The sequence below is a fragment of the Virgibacillus tibetensis genome (assembly GCF_036026595.1).
Taxonomy (GTDB): domain Bacteria; phylum Bacillota; class Bacilli; order Bacillales; family Amphibacillaceae; genus Virgibacillus_P; species Virgibacillus_P tibetensis.
In genome coordinates this window covers 339,005-361,381 of sequence record NZ_JARZFX010000003.1, presented here as the reverse complement: position 1 = coordinate 361,381, position 22,377 = coordinate 339,005, and the positions used below count along the sequence as shown (strand labels likewise).

The window sequence follows — 22,377 nt, the reverse complement described above, 5'->3', positions numbered from 1 at the left end:
TTAATCATAGATGGTTTCCCCTTCACTAAGTTCCGTGTTCTTACTTAGATAGTACTCACGCATCACTAAGTTGGGGGCAACTGCTTATATCATCATTCTACTCTGTCTTAGTAGTACGGAGAGATCATCAAATAGACGATAACTCCTGTTAAACTTACATATAACCAGAGTGGCATTGTCCATCTGGCTATTTTGCGATGTTTATCCACTTTCATTGCTAGTCCGCGGAACAGGGTTAACAGCGCCAATGGCACGATGGCTGCTGCCAGGATAATGTGCGTGATAAGAATGAAATAATAGATAGATTGCAAGATTCCTTCCCCACCGTAGGATGTAGAGGAAGACATAGAATGATAGGTTAAATAAGATAGTAGAAATAATGCTGTCGTTGTGAATGCAGCAAAGATGAAGCGTTTATGCCACGTGACATTTTTTCGTAGAATCATAAATAGTGCTGCGAGTAGAAACACGAAGGTAAAAGAATTTAATATAGCGTTAAGCAAAGGCAAAAGCAGGATGTCAAAGCTTGTACCACCTTCTATTTCTGGTATAAATAATAATATTACTATAATGAGATTGATTGCGATAGATAGCCCAATAACCCAGGGCACATAATTAAAGTTTTTATTGATTTGCAAAATAATTCTCCTTCTCTTCTATAAATGAATCATTACGAGTATATCAAATAGCTGCCATAAATACATAATAGAATCGAACAAATCGGTGAACGAAAGGGTTGTTTCACTGGAATTTCTATGTTTTACACGTGAAACGCAAGGGGATGGGATAAGTATAGCTGATTTTTAAGAAAGGAGAATATGATCCATGACACTTAAAGCGTTATATTTAAACACCTCTTTAAAAAAGGGTGGCGATACCTCAAATACCGAAGCGCTTATAGAAAAGTCCAGAGAGTGGATGATTAAAGAAAAAATTGAAACAGAAATTATCCGAATTGCTGATTATCACATTATAGCTGGTATGAGCCCTGATATGGGAAATGGGGATGAATGGCCCGAAATTATGGAAAAAATCATGCAGGCTGACATTATTATTATGGGTACACCAATTTGGAATGGAGAAAAGAGCAGCCTCGCATCCCTCGTTATGGAACGTTTATATGCACAGAGCGGGGAAACAAACGATCAAGAACAGGCTATTTACTATAATAAAGTCTTTGGGTCACTGGTAACTGGAAACGAAGATGGAGCGAAAGAGGCAGGCAGATCCATTCTCTTTGGCATGTTAAATATCGGTTTTACAATTCCTCCAAATGTTAATGCGTACTGGGTCGGAGAGGCAGGACCGGGTCCATCCTATATTGAGGCTGGACAGGAAAGTGACTTTACAAAAAGGAATACTAAAATGATGACTTATAACTTAATTCACTTTGCCCGTATGCTCAAACAAAGTCCAATTCCAGCAGAGGGGAATTTGATGTAAAAGGTACTTGTTCACTATAGTGGATGTTGCTTCTTATAAAAATGGAATCACCAGTAAATTATACGTTAATTTGCTGGTAATTTTTTTGGCTCACCCTTAATTGTAATTAATCCCGGTACGGAAGTTCATAGCCTGCACAATGACCAGTATTAGCAAAAAAACTACAACTAATTCAGGTCAGCTACCTAGCGAGCTGGCTTTTTGCATAACAATGAAAAAGCTACTTGCTTTATCGTCATAAATTATTTATCTTTTATAATCATAGTATGTTTGATAAAATTTAAAAGTGGAAGCTAAAATGAGATACATCCATTGTTGTCAGATTTGAAATACATAAAATTTCCACATGATTCTTTAAGGAAGCTTTCTTCATCAAATTATACCTCAAATTATTTAGTGCCCACAATTTTATTCGAAGTGAATTTAACTATCTTAATAAAAATGGAGGAATTATCATGGCAGAGCTTAAATATGAAATTGTTGAAACAATTGCAGTGCTATCCGAGTCACCTAAGGGTTGGACGAAAGAGCTTAATCTTATAAGCTGGAACGGTAGAGAAGCTAAATATGATATAAGGGATTGGGCACCAAACAAAGAAAAGATGGGTAAGGGTGTTACGTTAACAGAAGAAGATATAACAAGTTTAAAAGCAGCCTTGGCTGAAAGGAAGTAATATTTTCTGTAACGTTATAAAGCTGTATGATTACAGTTTAGGTAATTTAGATGAGCACGTACAATAGCTGACAACCAGACAACAGGTACTGTCTGGCAGTAGAGCAATTTAGAGAAGGAGGTATGGATTACAATGGATGCTTATAAACCAGCGGGATTTTGGATTCGATTTTTGGCAACAGTTATTGATTCGGTGCTTATTGCTGTTTTGGCAGCTATTATTGCAGTTATCAGTAATGACCCAACTTATTTTAATAACTCCGGTTATGGCGGTGAGAATTCTGTCTCGGAAAACATTTCAGGATTCGTATATTCCGTTGTTTTTATCATTATTTTTACAGCTAGCAGATATATGGGGTCTCCAGGTAAACTGGCATGCAGAATTCAAGTTATGAATACTGACATGACCAAGATCAGCATGCTGAAATCGATTGGTAGATACTTTGCATATATACTATCCGCACTCCCACTACTAATTGGCTTTATGATGGCAGGGTGGAATGAAGAAAAGAAAGCATTGCATGATATAATTTGCAGTACGAGAGTAGTGTACCGGAAGAAGGGGAATTAACGGTATTATTTTTTTCAGAAGAAGTTAAAACTGTTAAAATACTCGTTCCGGATGGGGTGAGTATTTTCTTCTGGTATAAAATGAACACTATGGTAAAATCAGTAGTATGAATTATTAATTTTTTATGTGTAAGGGGGAAATGACCGGTGAATTTAATTGATGAGCTAAAGACTATATTAACTTCTGATCGTGTATCAACAAATGAAAACGTTTTAGCGCAGCATAGCACAGATGAGTCGTATCATACGCCACATCTGCCGGACGTTGTCGTATTTCCGGAAAATACTCAAGAGGTAAGCCAGGTTATGAAGCTGGCGAATGCAAATGGCGTACCTGTCGTTTCTTATGGACTTGGTACAAGTTTGGAAGGAAATGTGATTCCTTACGAAGCGGGTATTATGATAGATTATTCTTTAATGAACAATGTCCTGGAAGTTAGACCGGAGGATTTCCTTGTTAAAGTTCAGCCTGGTGTTACTCGAACACAGCTGGAAAAAGAATTGAAGAAGTATGGATTATTTTTCTCTGTAGACCCTGGAGCTGATGCTACACTTGGTGGTATGACAGCGACGAATGCTAGTGGAACGACATCTGTAAAGTACGGGACGATGCGTGATCAGGTTCGTGATTTAGAGGTAGTTCTTGCAGATGGAACGATTATACATACAGGAAATATGGCAGCCAAATCTTCATCCGGCTACCATTTGAATGGGCTCTTTGTTGGGTCTGAAGGGACACTGGGGAGTTTTACAGAGTTAACCTTCAAAGTGTACGGCATTCCTGAACACACGATGGCTGGGCGCGCTGCATTTGATACTGTAGACGACGCTGTAGATGCGGTGATTAGTATCCTGCAGGCAGGCATCCCAGTAGCGCGGGTTGAACTGGTCGATGAGCATTCGATGAAACAAATAAACATTTTTAGCGACACCGATTATAAGGAAGTGCCGACATTGTTTCTTGAATTTCACGGAAACGAAGCGGGGCTTCAGCAAGATGTCGAGTTTACTAAGGAAATTATAAGTGATAATAACTGTCAGGAACTTGCATTTGAATCCGATACTGCGGGAAGAAACCGTCTTTGGGAAGCCCGGCATAATGCAGCCTATGCATTTCTGCATGGCAATCCGGGGAAGAAACAGATGGTAACTGATGTATGCCTGCCTATTTCTGAACTTGCAGGTGCTATTAAGGATGGACGAGAAGCCGTTGAAGCTTCCGGGCTTGTCGGAGGAATAGTAGGTCATGTTGGCGACGGGAATTATCATATTCTACTAATGATAGATGTCAATGAGCCCGCAGATATAGTAAAAGCAACAGAAGTAAATGAGCGTATTGTTGATTATGCGCTTGCAAGAGGTGGTACGTGCACGGGAGAACATGGTGTTGGTGTTGGCAAGCAAAAGTATCAGGAAAAGGAGCATGGCGAAGCACTAAATGTTATGCGGAAGATTAAAGCAGTATTGGACCCAAAAGGTCTTCTTAATCCAGGTAAGGTTATAGATTGATAATGAACAATCACGCCCCGGCTGGCTTCTGGATTCGGGCTTTGGCAACTCTGATTGACGCAGTATTTTTCTACGCTTTGATTTGGATAATAGCACTATTAATTAAAGATGAGGGTTTTATGCATTCATTCAATGTGGGAACGACTTCTACTTCAGAAGATGTCGCATCACTAATATACAATGCAGTATTTGTGGTGATTTTCACTGCAAGCAGATATAAAGGATCTCCGGGTAAGTTGATTTGCAGAATACAAGTAGTCAATACAGATATGTCAAAGATCAGCCTCCTGAAATCAATAGGTAGATACTTTGCCTATGTTTTATCCTTACTTTCATTATTCATCGGATTTATGATGGCTGGGTGGAATGCAGAAAAGAAAGCTTTGCATGACATGCTATGTAAAACGAGGGTAGTTTATAGGGAAAGGTAGTATTTCAAAGTATTTAGTCGTAAATGAAAGCGAACAGAGTCCAGTTTTATCGGACCTGTTCGTTTTTTCTTTACTACTAAAAAACGAGCAAACAAAATATTACTGCAACTAACTAATCAAAAATACCCTCTAAATCACTGTAATCAGACTGTACATCTAAGCTGCTAATGGCATTATCAAAATGTTTCGCTAAACAGATTTTTACTTCTTTGTGCTTTTTTTGTTTCATTAATTGAATGATTTCAAGATGCTCTTTATGCCCATAAGGCTGGGAAGAAGAATCTTCAAAGAAAACGTCAAAAAGCATCAGATATATAGATGTTTGGCTAATAAGCTTTTCAATAAATTCAATTAAAAACTTATTTTTGCATTGTTTTACGATAGCTAAATGGAACTTTTCGTTAGCATTTAAGTAATTCGCAATATGCTTTTTAAAAAGCGCCTCTTTTTCTTCTTTTACAATCCGCTCTAATTCATCCATATCACTGTCACTCAGGTGGTTAATTGACACGTCAATTGCCATTAATTCTAATTCTTTTCTTAAACTGTATGCCTGAAGAATTTCCTCAAGTGTAGGGTTAATTACAAATGCTCCTTTATTAGGTCTTATTTCTACCAGACCTTCTACAGCGAGCTGGTTAATGGCGTTTCTAACAGGGGTGCGGCTAACTTTTAGTTTGGTGGAAATGGTGTTTTCTACTATTTGTTTCCCAGGCGGTAATTTTCTGGATAAGATTGCTTCCTTTAATGTTTTATAGACATGATTTTTTATAGAATACTTATCTTCCATTTACTATTCTCCTTTTTAATTAAAGCGTACTAGATTGGGCACGCTTATGTAAAATGAAATAAATTTTCCGATTATTATTGACAATTGATAATATTCAAGGTTACACTACGTATAATAATTGTACTACAATGTAGTGCTACAATAAAAGCATAAGTTTTTTTAAAAAATATTTTTACGTTGTAAGCGCTAACAAAACGGGAGGTTGAAAAATGAAACGTATTTATCTGATTGTAGTTAGTTTATTTCTGTTCTTAGTAATTGCGGCATGTGGTGACCAGGCAAGTGGCGAAAATACAAATGAAGAGGAGGGAAAAGGTTCCCTGAATAGAGTGCAGGAATCCGAAGTTTTGCGCGTTGGATTTGAGGGGACATTTCGACCATTTAACTATTTAGGTGATGATAATGAGTACATTGGGTTTGATGTTGACATTGCTAACGAGCTAGCGGATAGGCTGGGTGTAGAAACTGAATTTGTTGCTACAAGCTGGGATAGTCTTATTGGTGGACTTCAATCGGACAAATTTGACGTTATTATTGCACAAATGACCGTAACAGAAGAAAGAAAAGAAAGCGTAGATTTTACGGATCCCTATGTAGTTACAGGCTCTGTATTGATTACTCGTGAAGAAACAGATGATATTTCCGTTCTGGAAGACATTGAAGGTAAGAAAGTCGGTGTTGGAGGAGGTACTACTTTTGAAGAAGTTGCCAATAGTGTTGAAGGTGCAGATGTAACACTGTATAAAACAGTAAATGATTATATTCAGGATTTATTGAATGGAAGACTGGATGTAATAATAAATGATCAACTATTAATGAGTCATAACATTCAAGAAGAGGATCTGGCTATCAAGATAGTTAGTGATATTTTGAATAAAGATGAAATAGGAATGGCAGTTAAAAAGGGTAGTGATGACCTTGTTGCAAAGCTCAATGAAGAGCTAGAAAATATGCATGAAGATGGAACTTATGCTGAAATTTATAAAGCATGGTTTGACTCAGAGCCATTAATTAAATAGACGAATATTAGTAATCACTTAGAGGAGGAGATAGGATGCACGTAGTTGTATTAGGCACAGGAATGATAGGTACAACTGTAGTTAGTGAAATTGTAACTAACCCAAATATAGAAAAAATAACCGCAGTTGATGGGTTGAAGGAAAGCGTTGATCGCTGTATCGATATCTCTGCTGAGCCTAAGGTAATTGGTAGAGTTGCAAGTTTAGAGAATGAATCAGAGATATATGAAGTTATCAAAGATGCTGACGTTGCAATAGCTTGTTTGCCTCATTCCTTAAGCATGCCAGCAGTCAATGCTGCTATTAAAGCTAAATGTAATCTTGTTGATTTAGTTGGATCTAAATTCGAAGAAAAATATAAATTAGACGAAAAGGCTAAAGAGGCGGGGATTATTATAGTTCCTGGTTGTGGCGTAGCCCCAGGAATAACTAACTTTTTAGCGGCTAAGGGAATTGAAATGTTGGATGAGGCCGAGGAGGCTGTCATGATTTGTGGTGGTATTCCCAGAAACCCGGTACCACCTTTATGGTATCAAGTTGTGTTTCGACTGGAAAGTGTAATGGGACTCTACACAAGGCCTGCTCTAGCAGCTGAGAATGGCAAGCTAATTAATCTGCCGCCACTTTCTGGGCTAGAGAAAATGACATTCCCAGAGCCTGTAGGAGAATGTGAAGCAGTTATAACAGACGCACATAGTGCAGCACATACGTTAAAAGGCCGTGTGAATAAACTTTATGAGAAGACGGTGCGCTACGCTGGGCATTGGAATAAAATGTCGGTGCTTTCCGAGTTAGGCTTTTTAGATGAAGAAACAGTAGAGATAGATGGTGTATCACTTAGTCCAAAGAAATTTACAGAAAAGATTCTTGAGCCTAAATTACGTGGAACATCAAATGAAGACATAACTGTAGTACGGGTAGAGGTAAAAGGTAAAAGTAATGGTAAACAAATTGCCCATACGTGGGAAATGGTTGATTGTTATGATCATGATCGAGGGATTACCTCAATGGCTAAGACGACAGCTATTCCTGCGATGCTGATGGCAAGCTGGATTATTAATGGAAGGGTAACTGAAACCGGGGTATTGCCTATTGAGGAAATTATAATTGGAAATCGATTCGATCCCTTTATTCGTGAGTTGGATGACAGGGGTATAACCATTAATTACGTTGAAAGTTTGGAAAAAGATTTGCAGATTCATAACTAGAAAGGTGAGGGGGGAGATACAAAATGAACTACTCGATAATCATTGAAGCATTACCGCCCTTATTAAATGCTACACTAATTACAATTATGCTGGCAGTTATATCAATAGTAATCGCGTTAGCATTGGGATTCTTTACTGCTTTGGCAAGAATATCTAAAATAAAACCCCTTAAAATAATTGGCGGTATCTATGTTTCCATGTTTAGGGGGACGCCATTGCTCGTTCAGATTTTTGTAATCTATTATGGGTTGCCTCAAATTAACATAGAACTGGATCCGATACCCTCTGGTATACTTGCGTTAAGCTTAAATGCAGGAGCTTACTTATCTGAGTCATTCCGGGCATCTATTTTAGCAGTAGATAAAGGTCAAATGGAAGCTGCAGTATCTATGGGCATGACTTATGGGGAGGCTATGAGAAGAATCATATTGCCTCAAAGTATCAGAATAGCGATACCAACTTTATCAAATACTTATATTATTCTAATTAAAGATACTTCATTAGTGTCTGTTATTACGGTTACGGAATTATTGCAAATGTCCACATTAATCATTGCCAGAACGTTTGAGCCGCTTACCATTTATTTGCTGGCTGCCGTTTTATATTGGATTGTAATTACTTTCTTCACCATATTATTAGATCGATTAGAAAAGAGAACATCAAGGCATTTAGTATAGAATTCAGTAACTTTCACTATTTTTTCGCTGAAAGGGGTGAACCTTTTGGAAGTTATTAAACTGAGCAACATTAAGAAGAGTTTTAAGGAAAACGAAGTTCTGAAAGATATTAATTTAACAGTAAATCAAAGTGAGGTTGTCGTTATAATGGGACCGAGTGGTTCAGGTAAATCCACCTTGCTGCGCTGTATTACTTTTTTAGAAGAACCGAACGGAGGAATAGTTAAGCTTGGAAAAATGGAAGTGGAAGCAGGACAGCCTTTAAATAAAAAAAGAAAAGATACAATTAGGGAATTGCGAAAAAATACAGGATTTGTATTTCAGCAATTTAACTTGTTTCCACATAAAACAGCATTGGAAAATGTGCAAGAGGGGCCAATTGTAATTAAGAAATCAGATCCTGAGACAGCGAAAGCACATGCAATTGAATTATTAACAAAAGTAGGGCTGGCTGATAGAATGGATCATTATCCGTCACAATTATCAGGTGGTCAACAACAGCGGGTTGCGATTGCAAGGGCTTTATCCATGGAACCAATGGTAATGCTTTATGATGAACCAACATCTGCCTTGGATCCAGAGCTGATTCGGGAAGTACTACAAGTTATGAAAGAATTAGCACGTGAGGGAATGACGATGATCGTTGTAACCCATGAAATGGCATTTGCAAAGGATGTTGCCGACAGAGTAATATTTATGGATGGAGGATTAATTATAGAAGAAGGAAGTTCTGATGAGATATTTAATCATCCTAAAGAAGAGCGAACGAAGCGGTTCTTGCAGGATGTTACTCAAGAGATTGTGTTGGAATAGTCCATTGACCTGAAGCATAACAATAGTAGTGCAGCTTGCTTCAATGCTGACAAAATGACAGGGGACTGAGGAATTGAATATTGAAATTCTGCTAAGTAAAAGGAACGATTTCTTGTCGTTCCTTTTTTAATATTTGGGTTATGTGTTACTACTTTATAGTGGTAAACATATCTGGTTGGGGGTAGGCAATGAGAGAAATCGTTATTATGCTGGCGGAAATAGTAAACACGATTCATGATATATTAGTAGATATGTTTGGTCTCCATATGACTGATAAAGATCTGCATTTTTGGGTAATAGGCATCATTGGGATTGTTACATTTTTCTTTGTTTATGCTGGATTTAAAATTGTTGAGAAAATGAAATGGAGTATTGCGATACTATCATTCATCTATACATTTACTGTCATGGTTGTGCTGGTTTTTGCGATTGAACTTCAGCAGGCTATAACAAATAGAGGCAATATGGAATTTGCTGATGCAGTAATGGGGCTGTGGGGATTCATTGTTTTCTTTGTGGTCTATGCGATAGTTGCGCTATTCGTTTATTTTATCGTAAGAAAAGTAAAAAAAGAATAATAAAAGCGAAAATGACCCAAAGCCAGTTAAGCTGATTTGGGCCATTTTGTATTACTATTAATCTTGTTTATCTTTCAATCTGAATTCGAAGTGGCACACGCCTTCTTTTAAAACATATTTATCATGGATAACTTCAAAATCAGGATTATAGCCTTTTGCTACTGCCGGATCAATCATCTGACAGTAAAGAATACCATATTCATGCATATCGTCATCCGCCCATTGTTGACCAAAAGGGCACTGTGTAAAGGTTTGTTCAATTACTTCTGAACCAATATCACTTTCAAATTCAAATAAATCACTACGTCCCATATCATAATGAGATAAATAGTTATCAATTGTTGCATCTTTCCCCATATGTGCAGCTCTTTCTGCAATTCCACGACCTCTTTGTTCTCCAAAAGTGCGGACACCTTCACGAATCGCATCTTTTCCTTCTTCACCATAATGGTCAGAAATCATTTTTGAAACCTGAGCAAATAATTTTGCCATTAATGCGTAGATGGTTATCTCACCATACTTGCTGTTCTCATCGTAGTCAGCTGGAATATACTGATCCAGGACATGATTCTCTCCTTCTGCTGTAGCTTGATCAGCTATTCTCTTTGCTTCTTTATAGCCAAATTTCTCTACACCCTGTTGGATCAGATGCTCACTTTCACTGCCGAAAGAATCTTGAATGGATTGTTGAAGATGCGTAAATAAACGTGCTGTAATTGTATACATCGATAAACTTGGTAAGGGTTTATTTTGTTCAGACAAGGGTGTGTTCCTCCTCAAAATCTAGAATAGTAAATAAATTATAACTACTTGTCTATTCATATAAATTTTATAGGAATTAGATAGAGTAGTAAAGAGGGTATTACAAATGAAATGAAAATTCATTTTCTTTCTTTAGTTCTCCTGCTTCATACGTACGCTCCACAAAAGTAACAGTATCATCATGACCCACAATTAAAACAGTAGATGACCTCGTTCCATAATTAGGTGTTTTGATAAATAGAGGTGATAGTTTTCGTTCAAGGTCTAAACTGACACCTGTTTCTGGTAAGTTCCAGTCCTGGGCTTCTTCAGCATCAGAAATAATCTCAAACAGTACATTAGTTTGGATTACTTCCTGATCCGTTATATATTCACTTAACCTTTTCTTTCCTTTGGTTACTTTAGGCCATGGGGTATTAAGAGAATGATTGCTAAGCCCATGTGTACCTGAAGGGATCTCCGTTATTTCGTTTTCGATATTATTATAATGAAAAAGCTGCTCTGTGTTGCCAACAATCACGTTAAATCCAGTATAGTTATCCTTGCTGTTTTTCAGCGATTGAAGGAAATTCAGTGGATCCGTATTCCCTGCTAGATAATTTTTAACAATTTCTCCACGTGAAGCTTTACCGGTCACCATTTGATCTGGATCACGAAAGTTTGTTAAAGCAGCAAAACGGCCTCTTTTCGTTATTCCCAGCCACGTGCCCTTCTGCAATAAATCACGTCCTGCAAGTATTTCTGGTTCATCCTCCCAAAACTGTGCAGGTGCAGTTGGGCGATCGTAAAATTCATCACGATTTGCGGCGACGATTAATTTATAATTTGGATGATTATTTAAATGAAAATTAATTAAACACAATGTCTGCACACCTCTCTTTCGTTAATTATACCTACAGATGCACAGTTTTATCAAAAATGGTGCACTACTGGTAGTCATAAAAATAATGTATAAAATACTTGTAGCACCAACACTGAAAAAGTGATATAATTACCAAGCGATGAGCTGATTTGTGTAAGACGAAGAATGAAGCAATACATGTGATGTGAACCACATGATTTTTCGCCGCAAATATATAACGCATAAAGACGTCTATTTATAGGCGTCTTTTTCTGTTAATAGAAAAAAAGACAATCGCCTAACCTTATGCGACTGCCTTCGTACAATTAATTCTTAATAGCACTTACTTCTTTAACCTTTTCAACCCAATTGAACGGATCTGTTTTTCTTCCGTACTGAATACCAGTCAACGTATCATAGAGAGCTTTTGAAACTTCACCGGTTTTACCGTTATTGATAAAAAGATCTTTATCACCCCAGGATAACTGGCCGATTGGTGATAGAACTGCAGCTGTACCTGAGCCAAAAGCTTCCTCAAGCTTTCCATCCACGTATGCTTCGTACAATTCTTCCATAGATACTTTTCGTTCGGTGACCGGGATATTCCAGTGATTCAGTAACTGGATGACGGAATTACGTGTTATTCCTTCCAGTATACTTCCATTTAAAGCAGGGGTAACAACTTCCCCATTGATTTTAAAGAATACATTCATGCTTCCTACTTCTTCAATATATTTCTTCTCGACACCATCAAGCCATAGAACTTGTGAGAAGCCGTTTTGTGTACATTTTTCCTGTGCTTTAAGACTTGCTGCATAGTTTCCACCTGTTTTCGCTTCTCCTGTTCCGCCTTTTACTGCCCTTACATAATGGTTCTCAACAGCAATTTTAACAGGATTTATACCTTCTTTATAATATGATCCAACAGGGGATAAGATTACGATTAATTTATACTGATGCGATGGTGCAACCCCAATAAATGGTTCAGTCGAAATGATGAACGGTCGAATGTAAAGCGACGTTCCATCGGCTTTCGGAATCCAATCTTTATCCAAATAAACGAGTTGTTTAATTGCATTCAATACAAACTCTTCATCTATTTGTGGAATGCAAAGGCGATCATTTGAATGATTCAATCGCTCCAAGTTCTTTTCTGGTCTGAATAATTGGATTTCTCCTTCATCAGTATGGTAAGCTTTCATACCTTCAAATACAGATTGGCCATAATGGAATGTCATTGCAGAAGGGTCTATCGTTAGCTGTTGATAAGGTACGATGCGTGCATCGTGCCACCCTAAAGGTTCCATGTAATCCATGATAAACATATGGTCAGTAAAAATTCTCCCAAATTCCAACTGCTCTGTATTTGGCTTTTCTTTCTTTGTAATACGACGATCTACTGTTACTGTCCAGCCTTCCATGACACCATCCCCTAGATGTAAAATTTTAATACCTATCATAAGCTATAATCTATAGTTATGCAACCCTAAATTTTCAGTTTTATAAAATAAATTAAAATAGTGTATAATCATAATAGTAAATTAAGCGTGAAAAGGTGATGAATTAATGCTAAAAGCACTATTATTTGATTTAGATGACACGTTACTATGGGACAAAAAAAGTGTACAAGAAGCTTTTAAAGCTACCTGTGAGCTGGCAACTGGAAAGTATAATATAAGTCCAAAGTTGCTGGAAGAGAAGGTTCGGGAAAATGCACGGTCATTATACGCATCTTATGAAACATATTCATTTACACAAATGATTGGAATTAACCCGTTTGAAGGACTCTGGGGTAACTTTTCTGACGCGGGGGAGTCTTTTAGAAAGCTGAGGGAAATTGCTCCTTCCTATAGAAAGGAAGCGTGGACCAGAGGGTTAAAAGAATTAGGTATTGATGATGCTGATTTTGGCTATAAACTAGCTGAAACATTTCCTGTGGAACGTAAGAAAAATGCTTTTGTTTATAATGAAACATTCCGCGTTTTGGAACAGTTGAAGGGAAAGTACCAACTGCTGATGCTGACAAATGGGTCTCCGGATTTGCAGCAAACGAAGCTGGATATAACACCGGAGCTTGTGCCATATTTTGATCACATTGTTATTTCAGGTGCGTTTGGTAGGGGGAAACCTGATCCGGCTATCTTTGAACATGCGTTGGAACTATTAGGTGTGCAAAAGAATGAGGCGTTAATGATAGGTGATAATCTACATACGGATATATTAGGTGCGTCACGAGCTGGAATAACATCTGTATGGATTAATCATCATCAGAAGCAAGCCGTTGACGTGCTACCAGATTATGAAGTAACTGATCTGGAAGAAGTCATGGGGATTATTAATAAAATAAACATATAAGGGGGAGCTGGCCTGCGTCTGAACCAGAAGAGCATCCGCCTGAATCCGCCACAGCCAACTCGACCAAATACAGCCACATTAAGCATGCAGCCAAGCACTACATGCTTAATGTGGCTATAAGTCTATAAGTCTATTGCCGTTACATCATATATCTCTTCTAAAAGAAGCAGCTCTTCCATTGCTTCTTTTTCCATATGTTTATCAATTGTCAGCATCATGATGGCATCCCCACCGATATCTGCTCGATCTACCTGCATGGTTGCTATATTAATGGTGTGCTTTGCTAAGAGGCTTCCCATTCTGCCTATTACGCCGGGCTGGTCTTTGTGATGTATGACTAGAATATGTCCTACAGGCGTGAAATCAACACTATAGTGATCTACTTTTACAATCCTTGCTCCGAGGCCATTTAATAAGGTACCTGATACGCTCCGCTTTTCAGATTTCGTTTTAACTTCTACAGTTAACAGGTTCGTAAACCCTTTCGTTGTGGAAGTCTTATTCTCATGGATGGTAATTCCCCTTCTTTCAGCAAGGTAAAGGGCGTTTACATCATTGACATGGTCACCGAGATGGCGCTTTAAGAGTCCTTTTATGGTGTTCCGGGTTAATGGTGCTACTTCTACTTCTGATAGATCTCCAGAGTAGTAGATGTTTACCTCTTCGATCACTTCTTCCGTTAAATGGATAAGGAATGAACCTAGCTTTTCTGCGAGATTAAAGTATGGTTCAATTTTATTAAGGATATCTCTAGGAACGGACGGAAGATTGACAGGATTGCTAACCACTCCACCAGTTAAGAAGTTGAGAACGTCCTGGCAGACATCAACAGCAACATTTTCTTGTGCTTCAACTGTGCTGGCACCCAGGTGGGGTGTTGCGATTACTTCTGGTAACTGTAATAATTTGTGATCTAGAAATGGTTCCTCTTCAAAAACATCCAAAGCAGCACCGGATACTTTTTTAGAAAGAATGGCATCATACAATGCATCCTCATCAATAATTCCTCCACGGGCACAATTGATAATTTGTACTCCTGGTTTCATTAATTGAAAAGCTTCAGCGTTCAATAAGTGCTTTGTTTCTTTTAAAAGCGGCGTGTGTACGGTAATAAAATCAGCCTTTTTAATAACCTCTTCGACCGTACCGTAATCAACCCCCATTGCAACTGCTTTTTCTTCTGTTAAAAATGGATCATATGCTATTACTTTCATGCGCTGGCCCATAGCTCTATAAGAAACTTCAGCACCAATTCGGCCAAGTCCTATGACACCTAGCGTTTTGTTCTTCAATTCAACCCCAACATATTTTTTTCGATCCCATTGTTGGTTTTTCAAAGAAAGAAATGCCTGTGGGATTTTCCTGGATAATGCCATGATCATTGCCATTGTATGCTCGGCTGCTGAGTTGGTATTTCCGTTTGGTGCATTAACAACGATAATACCATGTTCAGTTGCGGCATCCAGATCGATATTATCTACACCTACACCTGCACGGCCGATAATTTTTAGGTTGGAAGCTTTACTGATGAGTTTAGCGGTCACTTGGGTTTGACTTCTAACCAATAAAGCATTTGCATCTACAATTCGTAATTCTAATTCATCCGGAGTTAAAGCTGTCTCGACTACAATGTTCATCTGGGCATTATCTCGAAGGGTTTGGATACCTTCTTCGCTTAATGGATCTGTGATTAATACAGTAAATGTCATTATCCGTTACCTCCTGTAGAACTTATCTTAAATAGACTTCTTGTGCTGCTTGTGTGCCTTTGCCTAGCTCGGTTGTTTTACCTGCTTTCCTTAAACCAATTTCAATAACACTGATGGTTTGCAAAACATCAGCAGGAGAGCAGTATCCCATATGACCAATTCGGAAAATTCTCCCCTTCAGGTGCTGCTGTCCACCAGCCATTGTCAGGCTGAAATCCTCTTTGAGAATACGACGCAGTTCATCTGCCTGAAAGTCAGCTGGCTTTATTGCTGTGACGGTAGGCGATGCAGCTTTATCAGTTGTTAGTAAAGGTATGTCTAGGGCATTAAATGCTGCTCGTGTCATCTTCATCATCAGTTGATGTCTGGCATAAACCTGTTCCAGTCCTTCTTGCTCAATAAGTCGCAAGACCTGTTCCAATCCAAATAATAAGGATACAGCAGGCGTAAATGGCGTAGAGTCCTTATCTAAGTTGTCCCGGTACTTTTTTAAATCTAAATAAAAACGTGGCTGTGTATTATTCTCAATAACCTTCCACGCACGTTCACTTACAGCAATAAATGCTAGACCTGGTGGGAGCATCATGGCCTTTTGGGAGCCGGTGACTAGAATATCGATATCCCATTCATCCATTTTTGCTTCAACGCCGCCTACGCAGGAAACACCATCAACAATGAACAAGGTATTGGAATGCGTATGTACTGCTTCTGCAATTTCCTGAACAGGATTTAATACGCCTGTAGAAGTTTCGCAAAAAGTTGCAAACACTGCTTTGATTGATGGATATTTCTCAAGGTATTCTTTAATGGCATCAGATGTCACGGCTTCCCCCCAATTGACATCATACCGGTGGGTTTTTATTTGATACGCTGCACATATTTTGGCAAAACGATCACCAAATGCACCTGTAACAATGACTAACACTTCATCACCAGGCTTAACGGTGTTTACAACAGCTGCTTCTAAGCCGGCTGTGCCACTCCCTGTAATAATGTTTACCTCCTGTTCCGTGCCGAATAGGGGTTTAAGATCAGGTTTTATCCTTTGGAGTAACTCCTTTGTTTCTTGATCTCTGTGCCCAATCATTGGTTGACTCATTGCACGCTGCACACTGGGCGGAATTGGGCTTGGTCCGGGAATCCTTAAAATTTGTTGATCTGATAGCATAATTTCTCTCCTTTCTAGCAAGCTAGCGTATATATAAAATATTCTTCATCATAGCAGAATGAGGATTATTGTCAATCAATTTCGGCAATTTTAAATACTTATTTTCTAATGTTCGGAATGTAAGCGGTTGACTATGAATAGTTTAAAAACAATGTCGAAATTTCTTGCCTTTTCTATTTTTTCGAATTAAAATATTCTATAAATTTCTTTTTAAAGGAGGTTCAGCGATGATTACTTTTGTTATATCTATTTTGTTATTAGTAGTGGGTTATTTCGTTTACGGAAAGGTGGTCGAACGAATTTTCGGGATTGACGATAACCAGAAGACCCCTGCATATTCGAAGCAAGACGGCTTTGATTACATGCCCATCAGTTGGTGGAAAGCGAGTTTAATCCAGTTATTAAATATCGCTGGACTCGGTCCGATTTTTGGAGCAATATTGGGTGCGCTATATGGTCCTGTTGCCTTCATTTGGATTGTAGTAGGGTGTATTTTTGCTGGCGCTGTACATGACTATTTCTCTGGTATGTTATCCCTAAGGCACGGTGGTGCACAGTATCCTACACTTGTAGGGAAATACTTAGGGAACTATGCTAAAACAATAATTAATGTTATATCGATCTTTTTAATGATTCTTGTAGCGGCAGCATTTACTGCTGGACCTGCCCAGTTGATGACAGAAATTACACCGTTTAGTTTTACAATGTGTATCTTAATTATTTTTGCATATTTATTACTTGCAGCGGTCTTGCCAATTAATAAGGTGATTGGAAAAATTTATCCGATTCTAGGAGCAATTCTTATTTTTATGGCTGGATCAATTGGGGTTGGGATGTTCTTTTTTGATAATCCAATTCCTAATTTAACTCTTAACAACCTGCATCCGGAAAATTTACCAATATGGCCGTTATTAATGGTGACCATTTCATGTGGTGCGATCTCGGGTTTTCACTCAACTCAGAGCCCAATTTTAGCCCGAACGCTTAAAAAGGAAAGTGAAGGAAGAAAAGTATTTTATGGTGCTATGATTGGCGAAGGTGTCATTACATTAATTTGGGCGGCAGCAGGGATGGCCTTTTACGGAGGGACAGCAGGCTTGCAAGAGAGCCTTGGTGCAGGCGGACCTGCTGGTGTGGTTAATGAGATTAGTATTACAACACTAGGAACGTTAGGAGGTATTCTAGCAATCTTTGGTGTAATCATACTGCCAATAACAACTGGAGATACAGCACTCCGGTCTTCTAGAATGATGTTAGCTGATTTACTGAAACAAATTACGAAGAAGGATATGAGTGGTAAGTGGACACTGGTTTTACTCATGATCCCTGTTGCTTTACCAACTTTCTTTTTGTCTATGATCGACTATACATTTCTTTGGCGTTATGTCGGTTGGACCAATCAAGTAGTAGCCACCGTTATGTTATGGACGGGTGCGATTTATTTGCTGAAAAATTCTAAGTTCCATTGGATTTGCAGTATACCTGCCTTATTCATGACAGCAGTTGTTAGTACGTATATCTTTTATGCACCAGAAGGCTTCAATATGGATTACACATTCTCGATGATTCTTGGTTCAATTCTTTGGCTCATAGTTGCTGGCTGGTTTGTAAGGCAGCTTATTAAACAAAAAGCAGTAAAAAGGAATGAAGTAGTCAATACGTATGCAGGATAATAAACAACATTTAGGCGAACAGTTAAAGATACTGTTCGCCTCGTTTTTTAATTATCATTCCGCTGTATTATTGCTTCCTCTAGGGTTACCGTATCACTGGTTGAATCATGCCCCATTCTCAGTTGGTTATCAGCAATGATTAAAATTTCACCCGATTCAATGGCATCAACATACTTTTTTGCTTGTTTGTCTGATATACTCGAATTTAATAACTTGTCATGAAGATGTGGATGAGAGCCTGAGTCATTCGTAAATATTCTTTTTAATTTGTCGAGGGGTGAGTTTTCTTCCCCATTTTCCGAAATACTACTCTCCACCTTTACGTCCGTGCGCTGTTTTAGCTCCTTTGTATGTCTTTGATTTGTAAAGATGGTGATACTGTCAGCTTTATATCCTTTTAACTCTAATCCGTTTACACTATTAATTGCATCGTCTTTCGACTGATAGGGTCCAAAAATTTCTTTCCCCATCTGTTGCACCTCCTATTCTAAAATGTTTTCTAAACATCCTTTTCCCCCAGATAAATGAAGTTAAACAGGAACGGGAAACTATGACAGTTATGTTAACACGGTTATTATTCATTTACTCACCCAGACTAATTCGGTATACTTAAAGGAAGTGATTGTGAATTAATTCACTTAGTCAATTCCCCAGGAGGCAAAAGCTATGGTTCAACTTAAGGAGTTAGCATACGAACAGAAAAACAAACTTGTTCTTTTGGTTGTCTTTGCTTTGCTGTCGGGTTTGATACTAGTTGGGCAGGCTTACTTCTTTGTTTCTATTGTAGATCGGGTCTTTTTGAAAAAAGATTCCTTTTCAGAAATTATGCCCTTATTAATGGGCCTACTGCTCGTACTTTTTGCACGAGCGGCTGTTCACTATATAAGTGGGAGAACAGGGGTCAAGTTAGCATCCAAAGTTAAAGGGAATCTAAGAAAATCCCTTTTGAATAAATTTTCAAGGAATCCTATGCAGGCATCTATTCAGGGGCAATCGGGTCAAAAGGTCAGTGTAATGATGGATGCTGTTGACGAAATAGATAGTTATTTCAGCAGCTACATTCCACAGATTATACATTCTTCCATTGTGCCAATTATTATTCTTATCGTTATTTTTACACAACATATGTATACCGGTTTTATTATTCTGATTACTGCTCCATTTATTCCTGTCTTTATGATTGTAATAGGAATGAAAACGAAAGATAAATCTGAGGCGCAAATGGATAAAATGGCTGCATTTTCAGGGCAGTTTCTCGATACCTTACAAGGACTCACGACCCTTAAGCTATTTGGTCGTGCAACGATACAAAAGGAAAAAATCCGTAAAAGCAGTCTGGGTTTTCGTGATGCCACAATGGAAGTGCTGAAGATAGCCTTCTCATCTTCCTTTATGCTGGAGCTCGTTTCTATGCTTAGTATGGGATTGATTGCTTTGGAAGTGTCTATTCGATTGATCGTTTTCGATAATATTTCCTTTTTCACTGCTTTTTTAATGCTGGTGCTGGCGCCAGAGTTCTATGTTGCGTTAAAAGACTTAGGTAGTGCTTTTCATACGGGAAGAGGGAGTATGGGAGCGGCAAAGAAAATAGAAGCTGAGTTGACCGAGACAGACCTTCCTGTTTCATGGGGAGACCGTGAAGTGGAAGGGAAACCACCAAGTCTTTTACTGAACGGAGTGACATTCAGATATGGCGAAGACAGCTTTTCACTAAGGAATATTCATGCAGAAGTTGCTGCTTATGAGAAAGTTGCAGTTGTTGGGAAAAGCGGGGCAGGGAAAACCACATTATTACATGTTATCGCTGGCCTTGTTCCCTTGTCGGAGGGAGAATTACTCATTAATAGGGAGTCACGCTCCGACTATAGAGAAAAAAGCTGGTACGATCAGCTTAGCTACATTTCCCAAAACCCATACCTGTTCTCAGGAACCATAGCGGAAAATATTGCGATAGGTGGCAGGGAAAATGCTACAAGAAACGAGATAGAACACGCTGCGGAAAAAGCCGGGATTTCACATCTGGTCGAATCACTTGAAAAGGGCTATGACACACCTGTAGGGGAAGCTGGAAGAGGCCTTTCTGGTGGAGAAAAACAACGAATTGCACTTGCAAGAGCATTTTTGAAAAGTCCATCAATGATTCTGTTTGACGAGCCGACGACTGGCCTTGATCTGCATACAGAGCGGATATTGCAGTCATCAATTAAAGAACTGTCACAATCTGCTACAGTCATTACGGTGGCCCACAGGCTCCATACTATTAAGAACGCAGATAAAATTCTTTTCCTCGAAAATGGTGAATTACTGGCTTCTGGTACACATGAAGAATTGTTGACGACAGTCGAAGCCTACCGTACCATGGTTTCTGTCCAGCAGGGAGGGAATGTCTCATGAAGGATCTAGTAATTATTATCCGGCTGATATTGGTGGAGAAAAAGGATGTCTTTCTATCTGTTCTTTTTGGTTTTATTACAGGAATTGCCGCTGTTGCTCTGTTTGCTTCCAGTGGTTACCTGATCTCGAAGGCTGCGCTGGCACCACCACTTTATACACTGACATTAGTTATTGCTTCTGTGAAACTGTTAGGGATTACGAGAGCAGTTGGCCGGTATGCGGAGCGCTATTTTTCTCACCGTGCAACATTTACGATGTTGAGTAATTTACGGGTTTCTTTCTTTAATAGATTAGAACCATTGGCCCCGGGGATTTTTCAAAAGTACCGAAGCGGAGATCTTCTTTCCCGGATTGTTGGTGATGTAGAAACATTACAGAATTTCTTCCTACGTGTATTTTACCCGCCAATCGTTCTGCTGATTGTTTTTCTTAGTACAATATTTTTTACAACCTTTTATTCCCTTCCAATTGCACTAATACTACTTGCAGGTTTAGTGATGACTTCCTTTGTTGTTCCTGTTTTATTTGCAATTAACCAGCGGAGAATTTATCGGCATGTCCGACAAAGCCGTGGGGAGCTGTCAACGGAAGTAACTGAATTTCTTTATGGCTTCCGTGACCTGAAAATATACCAGCAACTAAACAAGAAGGAAGAGCAGCTTACCCAGTTTTCTAAAGTATATATTGATGAACAGGAACGTGAAGGCGTACATCTCATATTCAGTCAGTCTGTTAACACATTCGTATCGTTTGTTGTATCATGGTCAGTTATTGCATTAGGGGCTTTTTTGGTGACAGAGGGGCAATTGGATGGAGTATTCCTTGCGATGCTTGTAATGATTTCTCTGACTGTTTTTGAAAACGCTGCTCCTATGGCAGCTTTTCCAAGTCATTTAGAGGATAGCAGGTCAGCTGCAAAACGATTGTTTTCTGTTGTTAGTAAGAACGAATCTGAAGAGAATAAACCGCAGAAGAGTATGGATAAACTCTCTCTTCAGCAGGGCCCAAGTATTTCCGTTAAGGATGTTTCATTCACCTTTCCAGGTGAATCCCGCAAAACACTTGAGGATGTGTCGGTTACTATGGCTGCCGGATCGAAAACGGCAATTGTCGGTCCCAGCGGTTCCGGTAAGTCGACATTAATGCAGCTTTTATTAAAGATTTATCCTGCAGATCAAGGGGATATTCAACTGGACAAAATAGGAATTAATCAATTAACGCAGGAAAGCATCTGGGAAAACTCAACAGTAGTTTTACAGGAAAATCATTTTTTCTATGGTACCATTCGAGATAATTTACAGCTTGCAAAAGATGGGTTAAGTGATGAAGAGATGCAGGCTGTGTTAGAAAAGGTTAAGCTAGGTTACTTTTCTGTAGAAAGTGACGTTTTGGAAAAAGGTGGGAATCTATCTGGCGGAGAAAAGCAAAGACTCGCAATTGCGAGGGCAATGCTTAAAGAGGCACCATTATGGTGTCTAGATGAGCCGACTTCATCTATTGACGCACTAACAGAAGCTTATATTTACGACCACCTATTTCAGCAAGCCACAAATGATACGGTCATTTTAATCAGCCATCGACTAACCGGACTGGAGAAGATGGATCAGATTATTGTTATGGAAAAGGGAACAATAGTGGAAACAGGAACCTTTGACGAATTGATGGAGAAAAAAGGATACTTTTACGAAATGAAACAAATTGAAAAAAGTGTGTTTATGTAAAGAGCAACAAGCGAGCAGTGACATCAGGGACTGTTCGCTTTTG

At 38.7% G+C, this 22,377-nt stretch carries 22 protein-coding genes; 14 read left to right on the top strand and 8 right to left on the bottom strand.

Features of this window, described 5'->3' with window-relative positions:
* Window positions 1-107: 107 nt before the first annotated feature.
* Window positions 108-641, bottom strand: coding sequence for a DUF420 domain-containing protein (locus QGM71_RS10020; RefSeq protein WP_407703016.1), 534 nt, complete (start codon window positions 639-641; stop codon window positions 108-110).
* Window positions 642-825: 184 nt separating this feature from the next.
* On the opposite strand from QGM71_RS10020, the gene QGM71_RS10015 reads away from it, so the two are divergent.
* The 5 genes from QGM71_RS10015 to QGM71_RS09995 all read left to right on the top strand — a co-directional run bounded on the left by QGM71_RS10015 (window position 826) and on the right by QGM71_RS09995 (window position 4,626).
* Window positions 826-1,443 carry a flavodoxin family protein gene (locus QGM71_RS10015; RefSeq protein ID WP_327607400.1) on the top strand — a complete coding sequence of 206 codons (618 nt, stop codon included), beginning with the start codon at window positions 826-828 and terminating at the stop codon, window positions 1,441-1,443.
* A 455-nt stretch (window positions 1,444-1,898) separates the two neighbouring features.
* Window positions 1,899-2,117, top strand: coding sequence for a YdbC family protein (locus tag QGM71_RS10010; RefSeq protein ID WP_327607399.1), 219 nt, complete (start codon window positions 1,899-1,901; stop codon window positions 2,115-2,117).
* Between the two features lie 132 nt (window positions 2,118-2,249).
* Window positions 2,250-2,687, top strand: coding sequence for an RDD family protein (locus tag QGM71_RS10005; protein ID WP_327607398.1), 438 nt, complete (start codon window positions 2,250-2,252; stop codon window positions 2,685-2,687).
* A 146-nt stretch (window positions 2,688-2,833) separates the two neighbouring features.
* Complete coding sequence (locus tag QGM71_RS10000) at window positions 2,834-4,195, top strand: FAD-binding oxidoreductase (protein WP_327607397.1); 1,362 nt, start codon at window positions 2,834-2,836, stop codon at window positions 4,193-4,195.
* A 2-nt stretch (window positions 4,196-4,197) separates the two neighbouring features.
* Window positions 4,198-4,626, top strand: coding sequence for an RDD family protein (locus tag QGM71_RS09995; RefSeq protein WP_327607396.1), 429 nt, complete (start codon window positions 4,198-4,200; stop codon window positions 4,624-4,626).
* Window positions 4,627-4,738: 112 nt separating this feature from the next.
* Here QGM71_RS09995 and QGM71_RS09990 read toward each other — a convergent pair whose 3' ends face one another.
* Window positions 4,739-5,416, bottom strand: a complete 678-nt coding sequence (locus tag QGM71_RS09990; protein ID WP_327607395.1) for a GntR family transcriptional regulator — start codon at window positions 5,414-5,416, stop codon at window positions 4,739-4,741.
* A gap of 209 nt (window positions 5,417-5,625) precedes the next feature.
* Here QGM71_RS09990 and QGM71_RS09985 point away from each other — a divergent pair, with 209 nt between their 5' ends.
* The 5 genes from QGM71_RS09985 (at window position 5,626) to QGM71_RS09965 (ending at window position 9,711) form a co-directional block, all read left to right on the top strand.
* Window positions 5,626-6,435: a transporter substrate-binding domain-containing protein gene (locus tag QGM71_RS09985; protein WP_327607394.1), complete on the top strand. Its 810-nt coding sequence runs from the start codon at window positions 5,626-5,628 to the stop codon at window positions 6,433-6,435.
* A 35-nt stretch (window positions 6,436-6,470) separates the two neighbouring features.
* Window positions 6,471-7,643 (top strand): saccharopine dehydrogenase family protein, encoded by a 1,173-nt coding sequence (locus tag QGM71_RS09980; protein WP_327607393.1) that lies wholly within the window; start codon window positions 6,471-6,473, stop codon window positions 7,641-7,643.
* Between the two features lie 23 nt (window positions 7,644-7,666).
* Complete coding sequence (locus QGM71_RS09975; RefSeq protein ID WP_327607392.1) at window positions 7,667-8,320, top strand: amino acid ABC transporter permease; 654 nt, start codon at window positions 7,667-7,669, stop codon at window positions 8,318-8,320.
* A 45-nt stretch (window positions 8,321-8,365) separates the two neighbouring features.
* Window positions 8,366-9,133 carry an amino acid ABC transporter ATP-binding protein gene (locus QGM71_RS09970; RefSeq protein WP_327607391.1) on the top strand — a complete coding sequence of 256 codons (768 nt, stop codon included), beginning with the start codon at window positions 8,366-8,368 and terminating at the stop codon, window positions 9,131-9,133.
* A gap of 188 nt (window positions 9,134-9,321) precedes the next feature.
* A complete protein-coding gene (locus tag QGM71_RS09965) occupies window positions 9,322-9,711 on the top strand; it encodes a hypothetical protein (RefSeq protein ID WP_327607390.1) in 390 nt (129 codons plus the stop codon).
* Window positions 9,712-9,768: 57 nt separating this feature from the next.
* Here the strand turns inward: QGM71_RS09965 and QGM71_RS09960 are convergent, their stop codons facing one another.
* The 3 genes from QGM71_RS09960 to QGM71_RS09950 all read right to left on the bottom strand — a co-directional run bounded on the left by QGM71_RS09960 (window position 9,769) and on the right by QGM71_RS09950 (window position 12,735).
* Entirely contained in the window at window positions 9,769-10,473 is a 705-nt protein-coding gene (locus tag QGM71_RS09960; RefSeq protein ID WP_327607389.1) for an L-2-amino-thiazoline-4-carboxylic acid hydrolase, read from the bottom strand.
* A 100-nt stretch (window positions 10,474-10,573) separates the two neighbouring features.
* The gene (locus QGM71_RS09955) at window positions 10,574-11,335 is read right to left on the bottom strand and encodes an NRDE family protein (RefSeq protein ID WP_327607388.1); all 762 of its coding nucleotides are present in this window, start codon (window positions 11,333-11,335) and stop codon (window positions 10,574-10,576) included.
* Between the two features lie 305 nt (window positions 11,336-11,640).
* Entirely contained in the window at window positions 11,641-12,735 is a 1,095-nt protein-coding gene (locus QGM71_RS09950; protein WP_327607387.1) for a branched-chain amino acid aminotransferase, read from the bottom strand.
* 145 nt (window positions 12,736-12,880) lie between these two features.
* Between QGM71_RS09950 and QGM71_RS09945 the strand changes: the two genes are divergently transcribed.
* Window positions 12,881-13,669: an HAD family hydrolase gene (locus QGM71_RS09945; RefSeq protein WP_327607386.1), complete on the top strand. Its 789-nt coding sequence runs from the start codon at window positions 12,881-12,883 to the stop codon at window positions 13,667-13,669.
* Window positions 13,670-13,791: 122 nt separating this feature from the next.
* Here the strand turns inward: QGM71_RS09945 and serA are convergent, their stop codons facing one another.
* Together serA and QGM71_RS09935 are read right to left on the bottom strand one after the other, a co-directional pair.
* Window positions 13,792-15,378: a phosphoglycerate dehydrogenase gene (gene serA / locus QGM71_RS09940; RefSeq protein WP_327607385.1), complete on the bottom strand. Its 1,587-nt coding sequence runs from the start codon at window positions 15,376-15,378 to the stop codon at window positions 13,792-13,794.
* 22 nt (window positions 15,379-15,400) lie between these two features.
* Window positions 15,401-16,546, bottom strand: a complete 1,146-nt coding sequence (locus QGM71_RS09935) for a pyridoxal-phosphate-dependent aminotransferase family protein (protein ID WP_327607384.1) — start codon at window positions 16,544-16,546, stop codon at window positions 15,401-15,403.
* A 227-nt stretch (window positions 16,547-16,773) separates the two neighbouring features.
* Here QGM71_RS09935 and QGM71_RS09930 point away from each other — a divergent pair, with 227 nt between their 5' ends.
* Entirely contained in the window at window positions 16,774-18,219 is a 1,446-nt protein-coding gene (locus QGM71_RS09930) for a carbon starvation CstA family protein (RefSeq protein ID WP_327607383.1), read from the top strand.
* Window positions 18,220-18,266: 47 nt separating this feature from the next.
* On the opposite strand, the gene QGM71_RS09925 is transcribed toward QGM71_RS09930, so the two are convergent.
* Window positions 18,267-18,689, bottom strand: a complete 423-nt coding sequence (locus tag QGM71_RS09925; RefSeq protein ID WP_327607382.1) for a general stress protein — start codon at window positions 18,687-18,689, stop codon at window positions 18,267-18,269.
* Window positions 18,690-18,885: 196 nt separating this feature from the next.
* Here QGM71_RS09925 and cydD point away from each other — a divergent pair, with 196 nt between their 5' ends.
* Both cydD and cydC read left to right on the top strand, forming a co-directional pair.
* The gene (gene cydD, locus QGM71_RS09920; RefSeq protein WP_327607381.1) at window positions 18,886-20,613 is read left to right on the top strand and encodes a thiol reductant ABC exporter subunit CydD; all 1,728 of its coding nucleotides are present in this window, start codon (window positions 18,886-18,888) and stop codon (window positions 20,611-20,613) included.
* Window positions 20,610-22,334 carry a thiol reductant ABC exporter subunit CydC gene (cydC, locus tag QGM71_RS09915; protein ID WP_327607380.1) on the top strand — a complete coding sequence of 575 codons (1,725 nt, stop codon included), beginning with the start codon at window positions 20,610-20,612 and terminating at the stop codon, window positions 22,332-22,334. The genes cydD and cydC overlap by 4 nt, the downstream gene beginning before the upstream one ends.
* The last annotated feature ends 43 nt before the right edge of the window (window positions 22,335-22,377 follow it).

What these genes read in the sequence shown, in the direction of transcription:
- QGM71_RS10005 (WP_327607398.1), top strand. Translation starts at nt 2,250, where the DNA reads ATGGATGCTTATAAACCAGCGGGATTTTGGATTCGATTTTTGGCAACA.
- QGM71_RS09925 (WP_327607382.1), bottom strand. Translation starts at nt 18,689, where the DNA reads ATGGGGAAAGAAATTTTTGGACCCTATCAGTCGAAAGACGATGCAATT.
- QGM71_RS09965 (WP_327607390.1), top strand. Translation starts at nt 9,322, where the DNA reads ATGAGAGAAATCGTTATTATGCTGGCGGAAATAGTAAACACGATTCAT.
- QGM71_RS10010 (WP_327607399.1), top strand. Translation starts at nt 1,899, where the DNA reads ATGGCAGAGCTTAAATATGAAATTGTTGAAACAATTGCAGTGCTATCC.
- QGM71_RS09990 (WP_327607395.1), bottom strand. Translation starts at nt 5,416, where the DNA reads ATGGAAGATAAGTATTCTATAAAAAATCATGTCTATAAAACATTAAAG.
- QGM71_RS10015 (WP_327607400.1), top strand. Translation starts at nt 826, where the DNA reads ATGACACTTAAAGCGTTATATTTAAACACCTCTTTAAAAAAGGGTGGC.
- QGM71_RS09975 (WP_327607392.1), top strand. Translation starts at nt 7,667, where the DNA reads ATGAACTACTCGATAATCATTGAAGCATTACCGCCCTTATTAAATGCT.
- QGM71_RS09935 (WP_327607384.1), bottom strand. Translation starts at nt 16,546, where the DNA reads ATGCTATCAGATCAACAAATTTTAAGGATTCCCGGACCAAGCCCAATT.
- serA (WP_327607385.1), bottom strand. Translation starts at nt 15,378, where the DNA reads ATGACATTTACTGTATTAATCACAGATCCATTAAGCGAAGAAGGTATC.
- QGM71_RS09930 (WP_327607383.1), top strand. Translation starts at nt 16,774, where the DNA reads ATGATTACTTTTGTTATATCTATTTTGTTATTAGTAGTGGGTTATTTC.
- cydC (WP_327607380.1), top strand. Translation starts at nt 20,610, where the DNA reads ATGAAGGATCTAGTAATTATTATCCGGCTGATATTGGTGGAGAAAAAG.
- QGM71_RS09995 (WP_327607396.1), top strand. Translation starts at nt 4,198, where the DNA reads ATGAACAATCACGCCCCGGCTGGCTTCTGGATTCGGGCTTTGGCAACT.
- QGM71_RS09950 (WP_327607387.1), bottom strand. Translation starts at nt 12,735, where the DNA reads ATGGAAGGCTGGACAGTAACAGTAGATCGTCGTATTACAAAGAAAGAA.
- QGM71_RS09945 (WP_327607386.1), top strand. Translation starts at nt 12,881, where the DNA reads ATGCTAAAAGCACTATTATTTGATTTAGATGACACGTTACTATGGGAC.
- QGM71_RS09980 (WP_327607393.1), top strand. Translation starts at nt 6,471, where the DNA reads ATGCACGTAGTTGTATTAGGCACAGGAATGATAGGTACAACTGTAGTT.
- cydD (WP_327607381.1), top strand. Translation starts at nt 18,886, where the DNA reads ATGGTTCAACTTAAGGAGTTAGCATACGAACAGAAAAACAAACTTGTT.
- QGM71_RS09985 (WP_327607394.1), top strand. Translation starts at nt 5,626, where the DNA reads ATGAAACGTATTTATCTGATTGTAGTTAGTTTATTTCTGTTCTTAGTA.